This is a genomic window from Streptomyces sp. NBC_00090 (assembly GCF_045160815.1).
Lineage (GTDB): Bacteria > Actinomycetota > Actinomycetes > Streptomycetales > Streptomycetaceae > Streptomyces.
This window is the reverse complement of record NZ_CP108224.1, coordinates 1,858,513-1,877,827: the sequence shown is the minus strand read 5'-3', so window position 1 is coordinate 1,877,827 and position 19,315 is coordinate 1,858,513. Positions and strand designations below refer to the sequence as shown.

The window sequence follows — 19,315 nt, the reverse complement described above, 5'->3', positions numbered from 1 at the left end:
GGTATGCCTAAGCTAGCACTCCGGTGCGGGACGGCCCAGGGCGCCTCAGCGGTGGAGTACCGGGGCGCCTCAGCGGTGGAGTGCCAGGGCGTCTCGGCGGGGGAGCACCAGGCGCCTCAGCGGTGGAGTACCGGAAGCAGCCGCCCCACCGCCCCGCCCAGACCCCAGCGCTTCACCAGCGCGTCCAGCGCAGCCGGGTCGCGGGGAGCCGACGGCAGGGCCGGGTCGAACTCCGGCAGCGGTACGTCCCCGGCGACCCGCACCACGGTCGGTGCCACGTCCAGGTACGCGGCCGCCTCCACGATGCCGCGCCGCTTCGCCGGCGTCAGCTTCGACATCCGGTCCTCGGCCGCCGCCCGTACCCCCGCCAGATCCCCGTACTCCGTGATCAGCTGCGCCGCCGTCTTCTCCCCGATGCCCTTCACCCCGGGGAGCCCGTCGCTCGCGTCCCCGCGCAGCGCCGCGAAGTCCGCGTACTGGTCCGGGCTCACCCCGTACTTCGTACGGATCAGCTCCGCGTCCACCAGATCGCAGTCGCCCACGCCCTTGCGCGGGTACAGCACGCGCACCCCGCGCGCGTCGTCCACCAGCTGGAACAGGTCCCGGTCGCCCGTGACGATGTCCACGGGCCCCTCGGCGCGCCCCGCCAGCGTCCCGATCACGTCGTCCGCCTCGTACCCCGCGGCCCCGACCCGGGCGATGCCGAGCGCCGCGAGGACCTCCTCGATCACCGGTACCTGCGGGGAGAGCGTGTCCGGGATCTCCTCCTCGTCCGGGCCGGTCTCCGTCTCGACCGCGACCCGGTGCGCCTTGTACGAGGGGATCAGGTCCACCCGCCACTGCGGCCGCCAGTCCTCGTCCCAGCAGGCCACCAGATCGTCGGGGTGGTGGTCCTGGACGAGCCGGGTGATGAAGTCGAGGAGTCCGCGCACGGCGTTGACGGGGGTGCCGTCGGGGGCCCGGACCGAGTCCGGCACGCCGAAGTACGCGCGGAAATAGAGGCTGGCGGTGTCGAGGAGCATCAGGCGTCGCGTCACGCGCTCGATTTTAGGGCTCGGTTCGCCTCCGGGGCGCTCCAGCCGGACTCACAGCCCCGACCGTGCTCGCCTCCTTCGTTCCTCAGGAGGCTCCGCGCGCTCGGGGCTGTTCCCCCGGCCGCGCCCCTTCGGCTCACTCGCCGGTGCCGGTGGCGGACGTCCTCGAGGCCCGCGCGAGGCCCTACACGTGACCCCCGTCACCTTTGCGTTTGCACCCTGTGAAGCCGGGCAGGCGCGAGCCCGGAGCGGAACCCGGTACGGGATTCAACAACAGGATCCCCGTACGCGACGGGCCCGCGGGCCGATCCCGCCCGCTCCACGGCCCAGCCGCGCGGGGGTGGTGGGGCCGTTCTCATTGCTACCCGTGAGGTGTATGTGTCCAGGCTCCAGGCCGACCACTTGTACAAGGTGTTCGGCAGACGAACCGACGAAGCCGTCCGGCGTCTCGCCGACGGCGCCGACCGCGAGGAACTGCGGGCCGAAGGGACGACGGCCGCCGTCGTCGACGCCGGCTTCGTCGTCGAACCCGGTCAGATCTTCGTCGTGATGGGCCTGTCCGGCTCCGGCAAGTCGACCCTCCTCCGTATGCTCAACGGTCTGCTCGAACCGACCGCCGGGCGGGTCCTCTTCGACGGCCGCGACCTCACCGCGCTCTCCCCCCGCGAGCTGCGCACCGTCCGGTCCACCAAGATCAGCATGGTCTTCCAGCACTTCGCGCTCTTCCCGCACCGCAACGTCCTGGAGAACGCCGGCTACGGCCTGGAGGTCCAGGGCGTCCCGCGCGCCGAGCGCGAGACCCGCGCCACCGAGGCGCTCGAACTGTGCGGGCTCGCCGGCTGGGAGAAGTCCTGGCCCGACGAGCTCTCCGGCGGCATGCAGCAGCGCGTCGGCCTGGCCCGCGCGCTCGCCACCGACGCCGACCTGCTCCTCATGGACGAGTCCTTCAGCGCGCTCGACCCGCTCATCCGCCGCGACATGCAGGACCAGCTCCTCGTCCTCCAGCAGCGGCTGAAGAAGACCATCGTCTTCATCACCCACGACCTCAACGAGGCCATGCGCCTCGGCGACCGGATCGCCGTCATGCGCGACGGCCGGATCGTCCAGCTCGGCACCGCCGAGGACATCCTCGTCCGCCCCGCCGACGACTACGTCGCCTCCTTCATCCAGGACGTCGACCGCTCCCGCGTGCTCACCGCCGCCGCCGTCATGACCGGCGGCGCGGTCCCGGCCGACTGCCCCGCCGACTGCGCCTGCCGGGCGGTCGGACCCGACACCCTCGTCGCCGACCTGTGCGCCGTGGCCGCCCTGGCCCCGCACCCCGTGACCGTCGAGGACTCCGACGGCACCGTCCTCGGCGTCGTACCGACCGAACGCCTCCTCGGCGTCATGGGCGGACTCTCCGCGAAGGACATACAGGAGAAGGAGGTGACCGCCCGTGCCTAGGCTCCCCCTCGGCGACTGGGTCGACAGCTCCGTCGACTGGCTCCAGTCCCAGTTCTCCTGGCTCTTCGACGCCGTCAGCACCGGTGTCACCGGCCTCTACGACGGCATCGACGCCGTCCTGTCCGCACCCCAGCCCATGCTCTTCGCCGGCATCCTCGCCGTCGTCGCCTGGTGGCTGCGCGGCCTCGCCGCCGGTGTCCTCGCCTTCGCCGGATTCGCCCTCGTCGACGCGGTCCAGCTGTGGGACGAGGCCATGGCGACGCTCTCCCTCGTCCTCGTCGCCACCCTCGTCACCCTGGTGATCGCCGTGCCGCTCGGCATCTGGGCGGCCCGCTCCAAGACGGTCAGCGCCGTGCTGCGCCCCGTCCTCGACTTCATGCAGACCATGCCGGCGATGGTCTACCTCATCCCCGGCATCATCTTCTTCGGCGTCGGAGTCGTGCCCGGCATCATCGCCACCATCGTCTTCGCGCTGCCCCCGGGCGTCCGGATGACCGAGCTCGGCATCCGCCAGGTCGACGGCGAACTCGTCGAGGCCGCCGAGGCCTTCGGCACCGCTCCGCGCGACACCCTGATGCGCGTGCAGCTCCCCCTCGCCCTGCCGACGATCATGGCGGGCGTCAACCAGGTCATCATGCTCGGTCTGTCCATGGTCGTCATCGCGGGCATGGTCGGCGGCGGAGGCCTCGGCGGCGCGGTCTACCGCGCCATCGGCAACGTCGACATCGGCCTCGGCTTCGAGGCCGGCGTCTCCATCGTCGTCCTCGCCATGTACCTGGACCGGATGACCGGCGCACTCGGCCGCCAGGTCTCCCCGCTGGGCCGCCGCGCCGCCGCCAAGGCGCGCGCCGCGACCGCCAAACGACCCGGGGCACAGCTCTGGGGCCACCGCCCGCAGCCCGTCACGGCCCTCGTCGGTGTCGTCGTCCTCGCCCTTGTCGCCGGCGGTACGGGCTTCCTCGGCGGTTCCGGCGGGGCGACCTCCACCACCGCCTCCGGCCCGAACAGCGGCCACGGCAAGAAGATCAGCATCGGCTACATCCCCTGGGACGAGGGCATCGCCTCCACGTACCTGTGGAAGGAGCTGCTGGAACGGCGCGGCTACGAGGTCGACACCAAGCAGCTGGAGGCCGGCGCGCTCTACACCGGCCTGGCCGGCGGCCAGATCGACTTCCAGACCGACGCCTGGCTCCCCGTCACCCACGCCCAGTACTGGGAGAAGTACCGGAACAAGCTGGAGGACCTCGGCTCCTGGTACGGCCCCACCTCCCTGGAGCTGGCCGTCCCCTCGTACGTGAAGGGCGTCGACTCCCTCGCCGACCTCAAGGGGAAGTCCGGACAGTTCAAGGGCCGCATCGTCGGCATCGAACCCAGCGCCGGAATGATGGGCATCCTCAAGGACAAGGTGCTCAAGGAGTACGGCCTGGAGGGCGAGTACAAGGTCGTCGACGGCTCCACGCCCGGCATGCTCGCCGAGCTGAAGCGTGCCTACGACCGCAAGGAACCCGTCGTCGTCACCCTCTGGTCCCCGCACTGGGCCTACTCCGCCCACGACCTGAGGAAGCTCGCCGACCCCAAGGGCTCCTGGGGCAAGGGCGACGGCGTCCACACCCTCGCCCGCAAGGGGTTCGCCGCCGAGAACCCCGAGGTCGGCGCCTGGCTGAAGAACTTCGAGCTGACCGAGAAGCAGCTCACGGACCTCGAAGCCGTCATCCAGAAGACCGGCAAGAGCAAGGAGCAGGAGGCCGTCCGCACCTGGCTGGACGGCAATCCCGGCCTCGCTGAGAAGCTCGCCCCGCAGTAGCGCCCGAGCGGCGGGGAACGATTCCTGTCCGAAAAGGGGTGGTCGCCGAACGTGTTCGGCGACCACCCCTTTTCGTCACGACGCGAAACCCGGAGCCAAAGCTGCGTAAGGTTCAGGTAACCGACCGGTACGAGGCCGTGGGACGCACGAGGCACGAGGGAGGGAGCCGACATGGACGAGAAGGAATCACCCCGCGTGGGCGCGGCCGTCAAGAGGCGCCGCAGAGCGCTCCAGCTCACCCTGGCCGTCGTCGCCTCCCGCAGCGGCCTCTCCGTGCCCTTCCTCAGCCAGGTCGAGAACGAGCGCGCCCGGCCCAGCCGCCGCTCCCTCGAACTCGTCGCCGGAGCCCTGGAGACCTCCGCGGGCGAGCTCCTCGCCGCGGCCGAGGCGGCCAGGACCGTCGATGTCGTACGGGCCGAGGAGCGCTCCCCGGAGCTGCCTCCCGGCGTCCGGCGGCTCGTCCGGGCCCGCCACCAGCTGCACGCCCTGGAGTTCATCGGCGAGCAGGACGCGGGCCGCGAATTCCAGCACCGGAACGACGAGTTGCTGTACGTCGCCGACGGGGCCGCCGAGGTCGAGGCCGAGGGCCGCGCCCACCGGCTCGGCCGCGGCGACACGCTCTACCTCTCCGGAGGCGTACGGCACCGCTGGCGCGCCACCGAACCCGGCACCCGCCTGCTCGTCGTCGCCGTCGCCGAGCACGTCGAGGTCGAGGAGGCGTGAGGGGCGTCCCCTCCCGCATGAGGGTCGTGTCCCTCGTCCCCTCCCTGACGGAGGCGGTCGCCGTCTCGGCGCCCGGTGTCCTCGTCGGCGCGACGGAGTGGTGCAGCCACCCCGCCGACCTCGACGTCGTACGGATCGGGGGCACCAAGAACCCGGACGTCGCGGCGATCACCGCGCTCCGGCCCGATCTCGTCCTCGCCAACGAGGAGGAGAACCGCGCTCCCGACCTCGCCGCCCTGCGGGCCGCCGGGCTCGACGTCCTCGTCACGGAGATCCGCACGCTCGACCAGGGGCTGCGCGAGCTGGAGCGGGTCCTCGCCGCCTGCGGCGCGCCCCGGCGGCCGCGCTGGCTGGACGAGGCCGAGGCCGCCTGGGAGACCGTGACACCGCTGGAGCCGGCGCCGGACGGCAGCCCGCTCACCGCCGTCGTACCGATCTGGCGCCGCCCCTGGATGGTCCTCGGCCGTGACACCTTCGCCGGCGACCTGCTCGCCCGCCTCGGTGTCCGCCAGCTGTACGCCGGTCATCCCGAGCGCTATCCGCGGCTCCCGCTCGACGAACTCCGCGCCGCCGCCCCCGACCTCGTCGTCCTGCCCGACGAGCCCTACCGCTTCACGTGGGACGACGGTCCCGAGGCCTTCCCCGGGACCGCCGCCGCCCTCGTCGACGGGCGCATGCTCACCTGGTACGGGCCGTCACTGGCCGAGGCCCCGCGGGCACTGTCCCGGGCCCTGCGAGCAGCGCGCCGCTGAACAGTCCGCGCACGGTGTGGAAGCCGGCCACCAGCCAGGCCGCCACGAGGAACACGTACAGCGCGACGGCGAGCCACCGGAAGGCGTCCAGACCGGTGTGCTGGGCGAGCCCCTCGGCGCCGGTCACACAGGTGCCCACCGGGAAGGTGAACGCCCAGAAGGTCATCGCGAAGCCCATGCCCTGCCGCCGGGCCCGCAGCACCATCGCCCCGGCGAGAGCCAGCCACAGCAGCGCGAAGCCCATCACGGGCACCCCGTAGAGGACGGCGAAGGCGGCGAAACCGTGCGCGTACGGGGCGGGCAGCACGCCCGGGGCCACGTCGGCGAACTTGTTCGCGGCGGTCGTCGACTGGCCCAGGGGGCCGAGGACCAGGAAGAGCGTGGGGGTGAGCGCGAGCGGCAGCGGGCCGCCGGTGACGAGCCGGCCGAAGACCAGGGGCAGCATGACCAGGGTGGCGAGCAGGCTGAGTCCGAACATCGCGTAGCAGGCGATCAGCAGCGTCTGCTGGGCCTGCCCGGCGGGCAGATGGGGCACCAGAAGCGGGCCGAGGGCGGCGGAGACCATGGGGGCGACGACCGGGAGCAGCCACACCGGCGACGCGCTCTCGATCCGGTGGTGCACCACCATGAGGTACGGGACGGCGACGGCGGCGGCCAGGCCGATCACCGTGCCGGCGGTGAACAGGACGGTGTCGAGCGCCACGGCCGCCGGGAGCCCGATCCAGTCCCGCCCCACGATCATCGCGCCGCCGCCCACCGCGAGCAGCGCCATCGAGAGGCAGCCGTAGAACGGCGCCATCGCCGGGTCCAGGAGATGGGCGCGGGCCTGGTCGCGGTGGTGGATCCAGTGCATCGCGCGGGCGGCGACGAGGGCGAGCAGCATGGCGAGCGACAGCGCCCAGACCGCCGCGCAGACCGTACGGAGGCCGGGGGCGTCGACCGGGAGGGCGGCGCCCGCGTTGGCGACGATGGCCGTCCCCATGACGGAGGCGTACCAGTTGGGCCCGAGGTGACGGACGTGACGGGCCGGGGTGGCCGGCCGCGCGCCGGGGGTGGTGGCGCGGAGGACCGGGCGGGGGGCCGAGCGGGGTGTTGCGAGGCTTGCCATGACCCCACCGTCCCGCCCTTTCTCGGCCCCCACCAGGGATCATGCGGCTATGACGTCATAAGCTGGCTTTATGAGCAGTGGGACGCAGGAGCCGCGGGGGCCGCAAGGGGCACAGGGCTCGTGGGGTTCGCAGGGACCACAGGGACCACAGACGCAGCAGGGACCACAGGGACCACAGACGCAGCAGGGACCACAGGGACCACAGACGCAGCAGGGGCCGCAGGGACCACAGGGACCACAGGGGTCGCAGGGCGGTGGGGCGAGACCGCACCTCTCCCACCGGGTCCCGGATCTCGGCGCGCTCGAACTGCTCATCGCCGTCGCCCGGCACGGCAGCCTCGGCGCCGCCGCCCGTGAGGTCGGCATCACCCAGCCCGCCGCGAGCAGCCGGATCCGCTCGATGGAGCGGCAGCTCGGGGTGGCCCTCGTCGACCGTTCGCCGCGCGGCTCGCGACTCACCGACGCGGGGGCGCTCGTGACGGACTGGGCGCGGCGGATCGTCGAGGCGGCGGAGGCCTTCGACGCGGGCGCGCAGGCCCTGCGCGGGCGCCGGGACTCGCGGCTGCGCGTGGCCGCGTCCATGACCATCGCCGAGTACCTGCTGCCCGGCTGGCTGATCGCGCTGCGCGCCCAGCGCCCGGACACGGCCGTGTCGCTCCAGGCCGGGAACTCCGCGGCGGTCGCCCAGCGCCTCTTCGCGGGCGAGGCCGACGTCGGCTTCGTGGAGGGGCTCGCCGTACCGGACGGCCTCGACGGGGTCGTCGTCGCGCACGACCGGCTCGCGCTCGTCGCCGCGCCCTCGCACCCCTGGGCCCGCCGCCGCGGCGCCCTGGACCCGGCCGAGCTGGCGGCGACCCCGCTGGTGCTGCGCGAGCGCGGCTCGGGCACCCGGCAGGTCCTGGACGCGGCGCTCGCCACCCACGGCGGTCTCGCCGAACCGCTCCTCGAACTCGCCTCCACGACGGCCGTGAAGGCCGCGGCCGTCAGCGGGGCGGGGCCGGCCGTCCTCAGCGAACTCGCCATCACCGAGGAGCTGGCCTCCCGGCGCCTGGTCGCCATCCCCGTCCAGGGCGTCCTGCTCCGCCGTGACCTGCGTGCGGTCTGGCCCGCGGGGCACCGCCCGACGGGCCCGGCCCGCGACCTCCTCTCCCTGACGCGCGCCCTCCCGGCGGGCTGACGCGACTCCTCTCGACGGGCCGGGGGGCACCCCTCTCCGACGGGCCGGGGGCACCCCTCCCGACGGGCCGAGGGGCTCCGGGGGAGGAGCGTCAGAGGCCCGCCGCGCGGTGGGTGATCCGGCCGTCGAGGACCGTCAGCAGGACCGGAAGGTCCGGGAGCTCGGTCGCCGCCGTGGTGAGCGGGCTGTCCGCGAAGACCACGAGGTCGGCGCGGTGACCGAGCGCGAGCCGGCCCGCCTCGTGCTCCTCGCCCGCGGCGAAGGCCGGCCCCGTCGTCATGCCCCGCAGTGCCTCCAGGGCCGTCAGCGCCTGCTCGGGCCCGTGCGGCGCCTGGTCGAGGTCGCGGCTCGGGCGGCGGTGCCGGGCCCCGGCCATCACGCCGAGCGGCGGGAACGGCGCGATGGGCCAGTCGGAGCCGAGGACGACGGTCGCCCCGGAGTCCCACAGGTCGCGGCAGCGCCACGCTCGCGAGGCGCGCACCTCGCCGAGCCGGCGCGACCAGTTGTCGGTGTGGTCGGCGCGGGTGAAGTCGCAGCAGTGGGTGGGCTGCATGGACGCGACGACGCCGAGCTCCGCGAAGCGGCGCAGCGTGTCGTCCGGCACCGTCTCGATGTGCTCCACCCGGTGCCGTACCCCGCTCGCGGCGCCTGCCCGGGCCTTCTCGACGGAGTCGAGGACATGCCGTACGGCCGCGTCGCCGATGGCGTGCGTCGCGGTGGCCACACCCGCCCGGTGCAGCTCCCCGACGATGTCGGTGTACGCGGCGGGATCCGGCCAGAAGGCGTGCGTGGACTCGCCCTGGCGGTCGGGGCGCTCCAGCCACGCGGTGCCGTTGTCGACGGTCCCGTCCATGAAGAGCTTCACCCCCGCGACCCGCCACAGCGCCCCGCCCGTGCCCTGCTGCTCGATCAGGGCGCGCACCCCGTCCGCGTCGGTGCCGGGCTGGCACCAGGGCGCGACCCGCAGTCGCAGCGGCAGCTCCCCGGCGGCGTCGAGCTCCTCGTACAGGGCGAGGCTCTCGCCGTTGGCGTCCATGACGTGGCCGCCGGTCAGGCCGGCCGCGGCCATCGACCACAGGGCGGCCGCGAGCCGTGACCGGCGCTCCTCGTGCGTCGGCCGCGGGGCGACCCGCTCGACCAGCTCGCAGGCCGCGTCCTCCTGGAGCAGTCCGGTCGGGCGGCCCTCCGCGTCGCAGACGACCTCGGCGGAGGCCTGGTCGAAGGTGCGCGGCCCGTCGACCCCGGCGAGTTCGAGCGCCCGGCGGCTGGCCAGCGCCGAGTGGGCGTCGAAGAGCAGCAAGAAGGCCGGCACCCCGTCGAGTACGGAGTCGAAGGGGGCGATCCCGACGGGCCGGTCGCCGAAGACGTTCGGGTCGAGGCCCCAGCCGAACAGCCACGCTCCGCGGCCGAGGAGGCGCGCCTCGCGGGCGAGCGCCTCGCGTACGTCGTCGAGGTCGGCGCAGCCCGACAGGTCGAGGCCGCCGGTCAGTTCGGCGCCGGTGACGGGGTGGACGTGGCCGTCGACGAGGCCGGGGGTGACGACGGCGCCCTTGAGGTCGACGACGGTGGTGTCGGGACCGGCGAGGGCGCGGATCTCGCGGTCGTCGCCCAGGGCGGAGATCCGGCCGTCGGCGGCGACGGCGAGCGCGGTCTGCGGCAGGAACGCCCCCGTGCCGGGGTCGAGCAGTCGGGCGGAGTGGAGGACGAGTCGGGTGGTGCGCACGGTGGCTCCAGGAGGTACGGGGGAGGGGACGGCCGGATTCACAGCACGGCCGGATGGAAAGCAGGCCAGGTTCACAGCACGGCCGGCTTCGCAGCACGGCCGGGATCAGGACACGGCCGGGATCAGGACACGGCGGCGACTCAGGACACGGCAAGGACTCAGGACACGGCAGCGACTCAGGACACGGCAAGGACTCAGGACACGGCAGCGACTCAGGACAGGCCGGGCTCGGCGAGCGGTGGGGCGTCGGTGAGCGTCCCGTGGGCCAGGCCGAGTTCGCGCTCCGCCGTGGTGACCGCCATCCGGGTCACGGCCTCCGGCCGGTTGCTCCGGTCGGTGTTGGCGTGGGCGCCCAGGCCGTCGAGCACCACCAGGATCTGGATGGCCGTCGTCCGGGGGTCGTCCGTACGGAACTCCCCCCGCTCGACGCCCTCGCGGATGAGCCCTTCGAGACGGTCGTCGGAGGCGAGCTCCTGCTCGGCGACCCGGTCGCGCAGGACGGGCCGGTAGCGGCTGAGGTGCCGGGCGTTGATCCAGAGGCGGCTGATGTCGTCGTACGCGTCTCCGGCCGACAGGGCTGTTGCCAGTTCGGACAGGACAATCATCGACTTGGCGACTTATCGCCAGAAGGACGGCTGTTGTCGGCTGCTTCACTATGGTGGCGTGAGGGGGGTGGGCCGGATGATTCGTGCGTACAAGTTCCGCATGCGGCCCACCGTGGGTCAGACGATCGCGCTGAGTGAGATGCTGCGCGATCACTGCTCCCTCTACAGCGGGGCGCTCCAGGAGCGCCGTGACGCTTACCGGCACGTGTCGAAGACGAGCGTCAAGTACGGGCAGCAGTCCGCGCAGCTCAAGGAGATCCGGTCGTTCGACCCAGAGCGTCAGGGCCGCTGGTCGTTCTCCAGCCAGCAGGCCACCTTGCGCCGTCTCGACAAGGCGTTCGCCGCGTTTTTCCGCCGCGTCAAGTCCGGCGATACTCCGGGCTACCCGCGCTTTCGCGGGACGAACTGGTTCGACACCGTGGATTTCCCCAGGGACGGCGACGGCTGCCGCTGGGATGCCACCCCGCACGACCCGGCCACCCGCGTCCGCTTCCAAGGCGTGGGACACGTCAAGGTCAACCAGCATCGGCCCGTGGTCGGCAAGGTCAAGACCGTGTCCGTCAAGCGCGAGGGCAAGCACTGGTACGTGATCCTCACGGCCGAGCAGACCGCACCGGAGGCGCTGCCCGCGACCGGCAATGTGGTGGGCATCGACTTGGGCATAGCTAACTTCCTCGCAGACTCGGGCGGCGGCTTTGTCGAGAACCCGCGCCACGGGCGGAAGGCCGCCGCCAAGCTCGAAGCCGCACAGCGAGCACTGTCCCGCTTCCCCCGCGTTCGTCGGGACAAGCGAACGATGAATCACCAGCGGGCCGTCCAGAAGGTTGCCGACCTGCACCGCAAGGTCCGCCGCCAGCGACTCGACCACGCACACAAGACGGCCTTGGATCTGGTCCGCGAACACGACTTCATCGCGCACGAAGACCTCAAGATCCGCAACATGGTCAAGGCCCCGGCCCCGAAGCCGGATCCCGAGAAGCCGGGCAGCTTCCTGTCTAACAGGGTCGCCGCGAAGGCCGGGCTCAACCACTCGATCTCGGATGCCGGATGGGGGGTGTTCCTGACGATCCTTAACGCCAAGGCTGCAAGCGCCGGACGAGAAGTGGTCGCCGTGGACCCCCGCAACACTTCCCGGACCTGCCCCGAATGCGGGCACGTCGACAGGGAGAACCGGCCCACACAGGAGAAGTTCCACTGCGCCTCGTGCGGCCACCAGGCGCACGCGGACACGGTGGGCGCCCTGAACGTCCTACGGGCCGGGCTGGTCCGTCGCGAAGCTCAACCGGCATAGCGAGAAGCCCCCTCGTTTTCGAGGGGGAGGAGTCACCAACGCCCTGACCGCCTACAGCGCCGGACTCGCCCTCCAGGCCGTCGGCCTGCGCATCCGCCGAACCGTCAGCGTCCTCTTCGACGGCGTCGTCGCCGTGGCCCTGACCCTCTACGGGCTGCTCGTCTCCAACTTCCTCGACACGGTCAGCAGCGCCCTGCAGGTGATCGTGGTCCTGATCGGCCCCCTGATGGCCGTGTACGCCACCGACATCGTGCTGCGCCGCGTCCGCTACGACGGCCTCGCGCTCTCCGACGAAACCCCCGGCAGCCCCTTCTGGTACACCGGCGGCGTCAACCCGGCGGGCGCCCTCGCCCTCGTGGCGGGCGTGACCTCGGCCGCCCTCTGCGTCAACACCCTCTACACGGGCCCGATCGCCACCGCCGTCGGCGGCGTGGACCTCTCCCTCCCCGTCGGCATGACCGTCTCCGCGACGCTCTACGCCCTCCTGATGCGGAACGACTCCGCCGTGCGCGCCGCCCGGGCGGAGGCGTGAGCGGCCGTACGCTCCTCCGGATCGGCGGGGACACGCCGAGGCGCCGCGGCGAGGACCGGGGCCGGCAGGCCAGCGAGGGCGTCACGCGCGCGTGGAAGGTCTACGAGGAGCTCTTCGCGACCGTCGCCGCGGGGAACTCCGCGCGCCGCGCCGGAACGTTCGACGTCCCCGCGCTCGCCCTCCGTACCGTCGCCGCGACCCGGGCCTGGGCGCCCGGGCTCGTGGAGGAGATGGAGGGGGTCGCCGAGGGCGCGAGGATGCCGTTCTGGACGATCGCCGCGCTCAACGCCCGTACCGAGATCCTCGCCGAGGCCGGTGCGTCGAGGGCGGGTGAGTGTTCCACCCTCGTCCGGACGGGACCCGTGACCACCGGCGGTCAGTGCTGGGACTGGCACGAGGAACTGGCCGACGCCTGGCACCTCCAGACCGTGACCGGCGACACCCGGGGCTTCGCCGGGATCACCGAACACGGCATCCTCGCGAAGATCGGCGTCAACGACGCCGGCGTGGGCGTGCTCTTCAACATCCTCGGCCACGCGGGGGACGCCGCGACCGGCGTCCCCGTCCACCTCGTGGCCCGTCAGGTGCTCGGCGCGGCCGGTTCGTTCGCGGAGGCGGTCGGCATGCTCACGGGCGCCCCGGTCTCGGCCTCCACGGTCATCACCGTGGTGACGGCGGACCGCGCCGCCTCCGTCGAACTCTCCCCGGGCGGCTCGGCGGTCGTCACCCCGGACGACCGGGGCCTGCTGGTGCGCACGAACCACTTCCTCGACCCGGTCCTCGCCGCCGGCGAGCTGCGCGGACGCCGGGAGCCGGAGACGTACGACCGCCACCGGCTGCTCACGGACCGGGTCCTCGGGCACACCGGGCCGCTCGGCCCCGACGAGCTCGTGGAGCTGCTCGCCGCCCACCGGGAGGACGGGGCCGAGGTGTGCTGTCACGCACCGGCCGAGGGGACCCTGGGCAGCAGGTGGGCGACGCTGGCCACGGTCGCGGTCGACCCGGCCGAGCGGCGTCTCCTGGTGCACGACGGGGGCCCATGCTCGGCGACCCCGTCGACCTGGACCCCGCTCAGGGCGCCCACGCACTGACGACCGACCGGGGCCCGTGCGGGCCGGGGCCCATGGGGGTCGGGGCCCCGCGCGGGCCGGGCGAGTTCAGGTCGGGCCCCATGGCAGGTCGGGCCCCTCAGGCCCCGGCCCCCCCTCAGCCCCCGGGCGCCCCAGCCCGCGCCCCCGCTGCCCCTGCCGCCGCCGCTTCCTCGACGAGTCCCCGCATCACGCGCCGGTCCTCACCCATCTCCGGATGCCACTGCACGCCGAGGGCCCAGATGGGGGCGGCCAGTTCCACCGCCTCCACCGTGCCGTCCTCCGCGTGGGCCGAGGCCGTGAGCCCCGCGCCCAGCCGGTCCACGGCCTGGTGGTGGTAGGTCGGGACCTCGGTCAGTTCGGGCACCAGGGAGGCGTACCGGGTGCCCGGCACCGGCTTGACCGCGTGCCGGCCGATCACCCCGACCGCCTCCACGTGCCCGTCCAGGTGCTGGATCAGCGTCCCGCCCAGGGCCACGTTCAGCAGCTGCATGCCGCGGCAGATGCCGAGCAGCGGGGTGCCGGAGGCCAGCGCCGCGTCGATCAGGGCGAGTTCCCAGGAGTCCCGGGCGCGGGCCGGCGGGCCGGTACGGGGGTCGGGCTCGGCCCCGTACCGTACGGGCTCGACGTCCGCCCCGCCCGCGACGACGAGACCGTCGAGCCGGGCCACGACCTCCGCCGCGGCGGCCGGCTCGTCCGGCGGCAGCATCACGGCGAGCCCCCCGCTCTCCCGGACCAGCCGCGGGTACGGCGCGGGGAGCAGCGCGGCCTGCATGTCCCACACCCCCCAACGGGCCTGGTCCAGATAGGTGGTCACGCCGATGAGCGGCTTGGACACGTGCTTCCTCCAGAAGTACGCACAAGAAGGACGGGCAGAAGGACGGGCAGAGGTACGGGCAGAGGTACGGGCGTCGGTGGGTCAGTCGCGCGCGAGCTCGGCCTCGGCCGCGGCCAGCGCCGCGAACTCCTCCTCCGGCGCACTGGCCACCAGATGGTGCCGACTGTAGAACGCGAAGTAGGCGAGAGCGATCACGTACACCCCGAGCGCCATGAACGCCGCCGTCCGGTCCACCAGGAAGGTCGCCACGAGCGCCGAGAGGGCCAGGACGAAGGCCACGGACGAGGTCACGACACCGCCGGGCGTCCGGTACGGCCGGTGCAGCCCGGGCTCGCGGCGCCGCAGCACGATGTGGGAGAGCGCCATGAGGGCGTACGAGATGGTGGCGCCGAAGACCGCGATGTTCAGCATCCGCGCCCCGTTCCCGGTCCCCGCGGCGAGCGCGAAGCCGATCGCGCCCGGGATGAGCAGCCCCAGGTACGGCGACTTGCGGCGGCTGGTGAGGGAGAGGAAGTGGGGAAGGTAGCCGGCCCGGGAGAGGGCGAACAGCTGGCGCGATCCGGCGTAGATGAGGGAGAAGAAGGAGGCGACCAGACCGGCGAGGCCCGCGTAGTTCACGAAGCGGCTGAGCGCCGTCGGGTCCCCGTCGCCCTGGAGTGCCACCACGAGCGGGTTGCCCGCCTCCTGGACGGCGGCCGAGCCGCGCGCGCCGGTGGCGGCGAGGAAGGTCATGACGGCGAGCAGCACCAGGATCCCCATGGAGATGGCGAGCGCCTTCGGCATGGACCGCACCGGGTCCTTCGCCTCCTCGGCGGCGAGCGGCACGCCCTCGACCCCGAGGAAGAACCACATGCCGAAGGGGAACGCGGCCCAGATCCCGAGCAGTCCGAAGGGCAGCCAGGAGTTCGACCCGAGGGCCTCGCCGTCGACGGGGATGTCGTTCAGGCCGTCGACGTGGAAGTCGGTGAGCGCGCCGAGCGCGAAGACGACGAGCGCCGCGACCGCGATCGCCGTCACGATCAGGCTGAAGCGCAGCGCCTCGCCCACGCCCCACAGATGGATCCCGATGAAGAGCGCGAAGCAGACGAGGTAGACCGGCCAGCCGGACTCCAGGCCGAAGAGGCCGAGGGACTCGACGTAGTCGCCGATGAAGATCGAGATCGCGGCGGGGGCGAGGATGTACTCGATGAGGATCGCGGTTCCGGTGAGGAACCCGCCCCAGGTGCCGAGCGCCCGGCGGGCGAAGCCGTAGCCGCCGCCCGCCGTGGGCAGGATGGCGGAGAGTTCGGCGAGCGCGAAGACCAGACAGGCGTACATCGCGCCCATCAGGACGGTGGCGATGGCGAGTCCGCCGAAGCCGCCCTTCGACAGGCCGATGTTCCAGCCGGAGAAGTCCCCGGAGACGACGTAGGCGACGCCGAGGCCGGTGAGCAGCAGCCAGCCGGCGCTGCCGCGGCGCAGCGCGCGCCGCTCCAGGTAGTCGTCTTTCGCCGGTGTGGTGTCTTCGAGCGTCATGGCAGCGTCAGCTCCCCGCAACGGGCCCAATGGATTGGAGCCATACCTTTGCGGTGGCCGACGGGGGAGCGCAACCCCCGTGCGTTACTTTCGGGTTACGGGGGGACGCCCGGGCGCGCTCAGGTCAGGAACCCCCGCAGCAGCGCCGCCGTGCCCGCGCAGTGCTCCCGCATCACCTCGCGCGCCGCGTCCGCGTCCCCGTCGAGGACCGCCTCCACCAGCGCGGTGTGCTGGTGCTGGGAGTGCTCCAGATTGCGTACGAGCAGGGGGATGCAGTCCAGGAGGTCGTTCACCGTCGCCCGTACGGCGGCGTACTGGGCGGTCAGCGTCGGCGAGCCGGAGAGCTCGGCGAGCGTGAGGTGGAGCAGGGTGTCCTGGCGGCGGTATTCGGCCAGCGGGGCGTCATGGGTCGCCGCCACGGCGGCCCGCAGCCGCTCGGCGCCCGCCGCGTCGAGCCCGTGCGCCGCGCAGAGCCCGGCGGCACCCACCTCCAGCACCTCCCGGAAGCGCAGGATGTCCTCCATGTCGACCGAGGCGATCCGGCGCCGCAGCTCGTCCTCGTCGGCCGTCTGGACCCGGGGCAGCACGAACGTCCCGCCGTACCGCCCGCGCCGGCTCTCCACGAGCCCCTGCTCCTGGAGGACCTTGAGGACCTCGCGCAGGGTCACCCGGCTGATCCCCATCCGGTCGGCCAGCTCCCGCTCGGCGGGCAGCCGTTCCCCGTCCGGCACGAGGCCGAGCCGTACCACCTGGAGGATCTGCTGCAGAGCCTCCTCGAACCCGTTGCCCGCCCGCACCGGCCGCAGCACGGGCGTCAGCCGGTCCGCCGATTCACTCGTACTGGCCACGTTCCTCGTTTCCCCTTCTCCAGCACTTCCCAAGCAATGGTCTTCCGCAATACCTTATGGCTCCCGGCAGGCCGAAGGAGGAGCAATCCCGTGGCAGACCGCACACCCCCGCTCTCCGTCGAGGAGCTGCGCGCCCTCGTCACGAGCGGCGAGATCGACACCGTCGTCCTGGCCTTCCCCGACATGCAGGGGCGGCTCCAGGGCAAGCGGTTCGCCGCACCGTTCTTCCTGGACGACGTCCTCGGCCACGGCACCGAGGGCTGCAACTATCTTCTGGCCGTCGACACCGAGATGAACACCGTCGACGGCTACGAGATGTCCTCCTGGGACCGCGGCTACGGCGACTTCGCGATGCACCCCGACCTCACCACCCTCCGCCGCCTCCCCTGGAACGAGGCCACCGCCATGGTGACGGCCGACCTCGCCTGGGGCGACGGCACCCCGGTCGTCGCCGCACCCCGCCAGATCCTCCGCCGCCAGCTGGAGCGCCTCGCGGAACAAGGCCTCACCGCCCACGTCGGCACCGAGCTCGAGTTCATCGTCTTCAAGGACACCTACGAGCAGGCCTGGGACGCGAACTACCGCGGCCTCACCCCCGCCAATCAGTACAACATCGACTACTCCGTCCTCGGTACCGGTCGCATCGAACCCCTCCTGCGCCGCATCCGCAACGAGATGACCGCCGCGGGACTCACCGTCGAGTCCGCCAAGGGCGAATGCAACCCCGGCCAGCACGAGATCGCCTTCAAGTACGACGAGGCCCTCGTCACCTGCGACCAGCACGCCGTCTACAAGACGGGCGCCAAGGAGATCGCCGCCCAGGAGGGCTACTCGCTCACCTTCATGGCGAAGTACAACGAGCGCGAGGGCAACTCCTGCCACATCCACCTCTCGCTCCAGGACGCCGACGGGCAGAACGTCATGGCGGGCGACGACCCCGACCACATGTCCGGGACGATGCGCCACTTCCTCGCCGGACAGCTCGCCGCCCTCCGCGACTTCTCCCTCCTCTACGCCCCCAACATCAACTCCTACAAGCGGTTCCAGCCCGGCTCCTTCGCCCCCACCGCGGTCGCCTGGGGCCACGACAACCGCACCTGCTCGCTCCGGGTCGTCGGCCACGGCCGCTCCACCCGCTTCGAGAACCGCCTGCCCGGCGGCGACGTCAACCCCTACCTCGCCGTCGCCGGCCTCGTCGCCGCCGGCCTGTACGGGATCGAGCAGCGCCTCGAACTGCCGCCGCCCTGCACCGGGAACGCCTACACGGCCGAGTACGCGCACGTCCCCACCACCCTGCGCGAGGCCGCCGAGCTCTGGGAGACGAGCGAGATCGCCAAGGCCGCCTTCGGCGCCGAGGTCGTCGCCCACTACCGCAACATGGCCCGCGTCGAGCTCGACGCCTTCGACGCCGCGGTGACCGACTGGGAACTGCGCCGCTCCTTCGAACGCCTGTGACAAGAGAGAGGAAAGAGTTGCTCCAGGTACTGAACCCGGCGACGGAGGAGCTGGTCGCCACCGTCCCCGCCGCCACCCCGGCCGAGGTCGACGCCGCCGTCGTACGTGCCACCGCCGCCCAGCGCGGCTGGGCCGCGGCCGCCCCCGCCGACCGCGCCCGGCTGCTCCGCCGCTTCGCCGCCGTCGTCGACGAGCACGTCGAGGAGCTCGCCCGGCTGGAGGTGACCGAGGCCGGACACACCATCGGCAACGCCCGCTGGGAGGCCGGCAACGTCCGCGACCTCCTCGACTTCGCCGCCGGGGGAGTGGAGCGCCTCAACGGGCGCCAGATCCCGGTGGCCGGCGGCCTCGACGTCACCATCCTCGAACCCCTCGGTGTCGTCGGCGTCATCGCGCCCTGGAACTTCCCCATGCCGATCGCCGCCTGGGCCACCGCACCCGCCCTCGCCGCCGGCAACGCCGTCCTCCTCAAGCCCGCCGAGACCACCCCGCTCACCGCGCTCCGCCTCGCCGAACTGGCACTGGAGGCAGGGCTGCCCGAAGGCCTCTTCCAGGTCCTCCCCGGCACGGGACCGGTCGCGGGCAACGCACTCGTCGAGCACCCCGGCATCGCGAAGATCGTCTTCACCGGCTCCACCCGGGTCGGAAAGTCGATCATGGCCAAGTGCGCCGACCAGGTGAAGCGGCTCACCCTCGAACTCGGCGGCAAGAGCCCCAACATCGTCTTCGCCGACGCGGACGTCGAGGCGGCCGCCGCCGCGGCGCCGATGGCCTTCCTCGACAACAGCGGCCAGGACTGCTGCGCCCGCACCCGCATCCTCGTCGAGCGGAGCGCGTACGACCGCTTCATGGAGCTCCTCACCCCGGCGATCGAGGAGATCGTCGTCGGTGATCCGCTCGACGAGCGCACCCAGATGGGCCCGCTCATCTCCCGCGCCCAGCTCGACCGCGTCCGCTCCTACGTCACCGACGACCTCCAGGGCATCCGGGGCAAGGCCCCCGAAGGCCCCGGCTTCTGGTTCCCGCCGACCGTCCTCACCGGCGTACCCGAGGACGCCCCCTGCGCCGTCGAGGAGATCTTCGGACCCGTCGCCGTCGTCCTCCCCTTCGACGACGAGGCCGACGCGATCCGGCTCGCCAACGCCACCGAGTACGGCCTCTCCGGCTCGATCTGGACCCGGGACGTCGGCCGCGCCCTGCGCGCCTCCCGCGCAGTCCGGGCCGGCAACCTCTCCGTCAACTCCCACTCCAGCGTCCGCTACTGGACCCCGTTCGGCGGCTACCGGCAGTCCGGCCTCGGCCGCGAACTGGGCCCCGACGCCCTGACCGCCTTCACCGAAACCAAGAACGTCTTCCTCAGCACGGAGGCCTGACTG

The 19,315-nt window shown here is 72.7% G+C and carries 16 protein-coding genes and 1 pseudogene; 10 read left to right on the top strand and 7 right to left on the bottom strand.

Going from position 1 to position 19,315, the window contains the following annotated elements; translation table 11 throughout:
* Positions 1-116 precede the first annotated feature (116 nt).
* Positions 117-1,022 carry a 5'-3' exonuclease H3TH domain-containing protein gene (locus OG361_RS08215; protein ID WP_405862147.1) on the bottom strand — a complete coding sequence of 302 codons (906 nt, stop codon included), beginning with the start codon at positions 1,020-1,022 and terminating at the stop codon, positions 117-119.
* A gap of 390 nt (positions 1,023-1,412) precedes the next feature.
* Between OG361_RS08215 and OG361_RS08210 the strand changes: the two genes are divergently transcribed.
* From OG361_RS08210 to OG361_RS08195, 4 genes are all read left to right on the top strand, one after another.
* A complete protein-coding gene (locus OG361_RS08210) occupies positions 1,413-2,480 on the top strand; it encodes a glycine betaine/L-proline ABC transporter ATP-binding protein (protein ID WP_405852689.1) in 1,068 nt (355 codons plus the stop codon).
* A complete protein-coding gene (locus OG361_RS08205; protein WP_405852688.1) occupies positions 2,473-4,284 on the top strand; it encodes an ABC transporter permease/substrate binding protein in 1,812 nt (603 codons plus the stop codon). Before OG361_RS08210 ends, OG361_RS08205 begins: the two co-directional genes overlap by 8 nt.
* 171 nt (positions 4,285-4,455) lie before the next feature.
* Positions 4,456-5,007, top strand: coding sequence for a helix-turn-helix domain-containing protein (locus OG361_RS08200; RefSeq protein WP_405852687.1), 552 nt, complete (start codon positions 4,456-4,458; stop codon positions 5,005-5,007).
* A gap of 17 nt (positions 5,008-5,024) precedes the next feature.
* Positions 5,025-5,759, top strand: coding sequence for a helical backbone metal receptor (locus tag OG361_RS08195; protein WP_405852686.1), 735 nt, complete (start codon positions 5,025-5,027; stop codon positions 5,757-5,759).
* On the opposite strand, the gene OG361_RS08190 is transcribed toward OG361_RS08195, so the two are convergent.
* Entirely contained in the window at positions 5,686-6,867 is a 1,182-nt protein-coding gene (locus tag OG361_RS08190; RefSeq protein WP_405852685.1) for a TDT family transporter, read from the bottom strand. The two genes, OG361_RS08195 and OG361_RS08190, sit on opposite strands and share 74 nt — an antisense overlap.
* 70 nt (positions 6,868-6,937) lie before the next feature.
* Between OG361_RS08190 and OG361_RS08185 the strand changes: the two genes are divergently transcribed.
* The gene (locus OG361_RS08185; RefSeq protein WP_405852684.1) at positions 6,938-8,044 is read left to right on the top strand and encodes a LysR family transcriptional regulator; all 1,107 of its coding nucleotides are present in this window, start codon (positions 6,938-6,940) and stop codon (positions 8,042-8,044) included.
* A 91-nt stretch (positions 8,045-8,135) separates the two neighbouring features.
* Here the strand turns inward: OG361_RS08185 and OG361_RS08180 are convergent, their stop codons facing one another.
* Together OG361_RS08180 and OG361_RS08175 are read right to left on the bottom strand one after the other, a co-directional pair.
* Positions 8,136-9,767, bottom strand: a complete 1,632-nt coding sequence (locus tag OG361_RS08180) for an amidohydrolase (protein WP_405852683.1) — start codon at positions 9,765-9,767, stop codon at positions 8,136-8,138.
* 212 nt (positions 9,768-9,979) lie between these two features.
* Positions 9,980-10,372 (bottom strand): TetR family transcriptional regulator C-terminal domain-containing protein, encoded by a 393-nt coding sequence (locus OG361_RS08175; RefSeq protein WP_405852682.1) that lies wholly within the window; start codon positions 10,370-10,372, stop codon positions 9,980-9,982.
* 76 nt (positions 10,373-10,448) lie between these two features.
* On the opposite strand from OG361_RS08175, the gene OG361_RS08170 reads away from it, so the two are divergent.
* From OG361_RS08170 to OG361_RS08160, 3 genes and pseudogenes are all read left to right on the top strand, one after another.
* A complete protein-coding gene (locus OG361_RS08170; protein WP_405862145.1) occupies positions 10,449-11,663 on the top strand; it encodes an RNA-guided endonuclease InsQ/TnpB family protein in 1,215 nt (404 codons plus the stop codon).
* A 37-nt stretch (positions 11,664-11,700) separates the two neighbouring features.
* Positions 11,701-12,195 (top strand): annotated as a pseudogene (locus OG361_RS08165) (cytosine permease); the annotation flags it as partial.
* On the top strand, positions 12,192-13,286 hold the full coding sequence (locus OG361_RS08160) for a C45 family autoproteolytic acyltransferase/hydolase (protein WP_405852681.1): 1,095 nt from the start codon (positions 12,192-12,194) through the stop codon (positions 13,284-13,286). The pseudogene OG361_RS08165 and the gene OG361_RS08160, both read left to right, overlap by 4 nt.
* A 115-nt stretch (positions 13,287-13,401) precedes the next feature.
* Here OG361_RS08160 and OG361_RS08155 read toward each other — a convergent pair whose 3' ends face one another.
* From OG361_RS08155 to OG361_RS08145, 3 genes are all read right to left on the bottom strand, one after another.
* The gene (locus OG361_RS08155; protein WP_405852680.1) at positions 13,402-14,121 is read right to left on the bottom strand and encodes a gamma-glutamyl-gamma-aminobutyrate hydrolase family protein; all 720 of its coding nucleotides are present in this window, start codon (positions 14,119-14,121) and stop codon (positions 13,402-13,404) included.
* Between the two features lie 81 nt (positions 14,122-14,202).
* On the bottom strand, positions 14,203-15,636 hold the full coding sequence (gene eat, locus OG361_RS08150) for an ethanolamine permease (protein ID WP_405852679.1): 1,434 nt from the start codon (positions 15,634-15,636) through the stop codon (positions 14,203-14,205).
* A gap of 119 nt (positions 15,637-15,755) precedes the next feature.
* Positions 15,756-16,484, bottom strand: coding sequence for a FadR/GntR family transcriptional regulator (locus OG361_RS08145; protein ID WP_405852678.1), 729 nt, complete (start codon positions 16,482-16,484; stop codon positions 15,756-15,758).
* Between the two features lie 90 nt (positions 16,485-16,574).
* Here OG361_RS08145 and OG361_RS08140 point away from each other — a divergent pair, with 90 nt between their 5' ends.
* Both OG361_RS08140 and OG361_RS08135 read left to right on the top strand, forming a co-directional pair.
* On the top strand, positions 16,575-17,939 hold the full coding sequence (locus OG361_RS08140; protein ID WP_405852677.1) for a glutamine synthetase family protein: 1,365 nt from the start codon (positions 16,575-16,577) through the stop codon (positions 17,937-17,939).
* Positions 17,940-17,956: 17 nt separating this feature from the next.
* Positions 17,957-19,312, top strand: a complete 1,356-nt coding sequence (locus OG361_RS08135; RefSeq protein WP_405852676.1) for an aldehyde dehydrogenase family protein — start codon at positions 17,957-17,959, stop codon at positions 19,310-19,312.
* Positions 19,313-19,315: the final 3 nt, after the last annotated feature.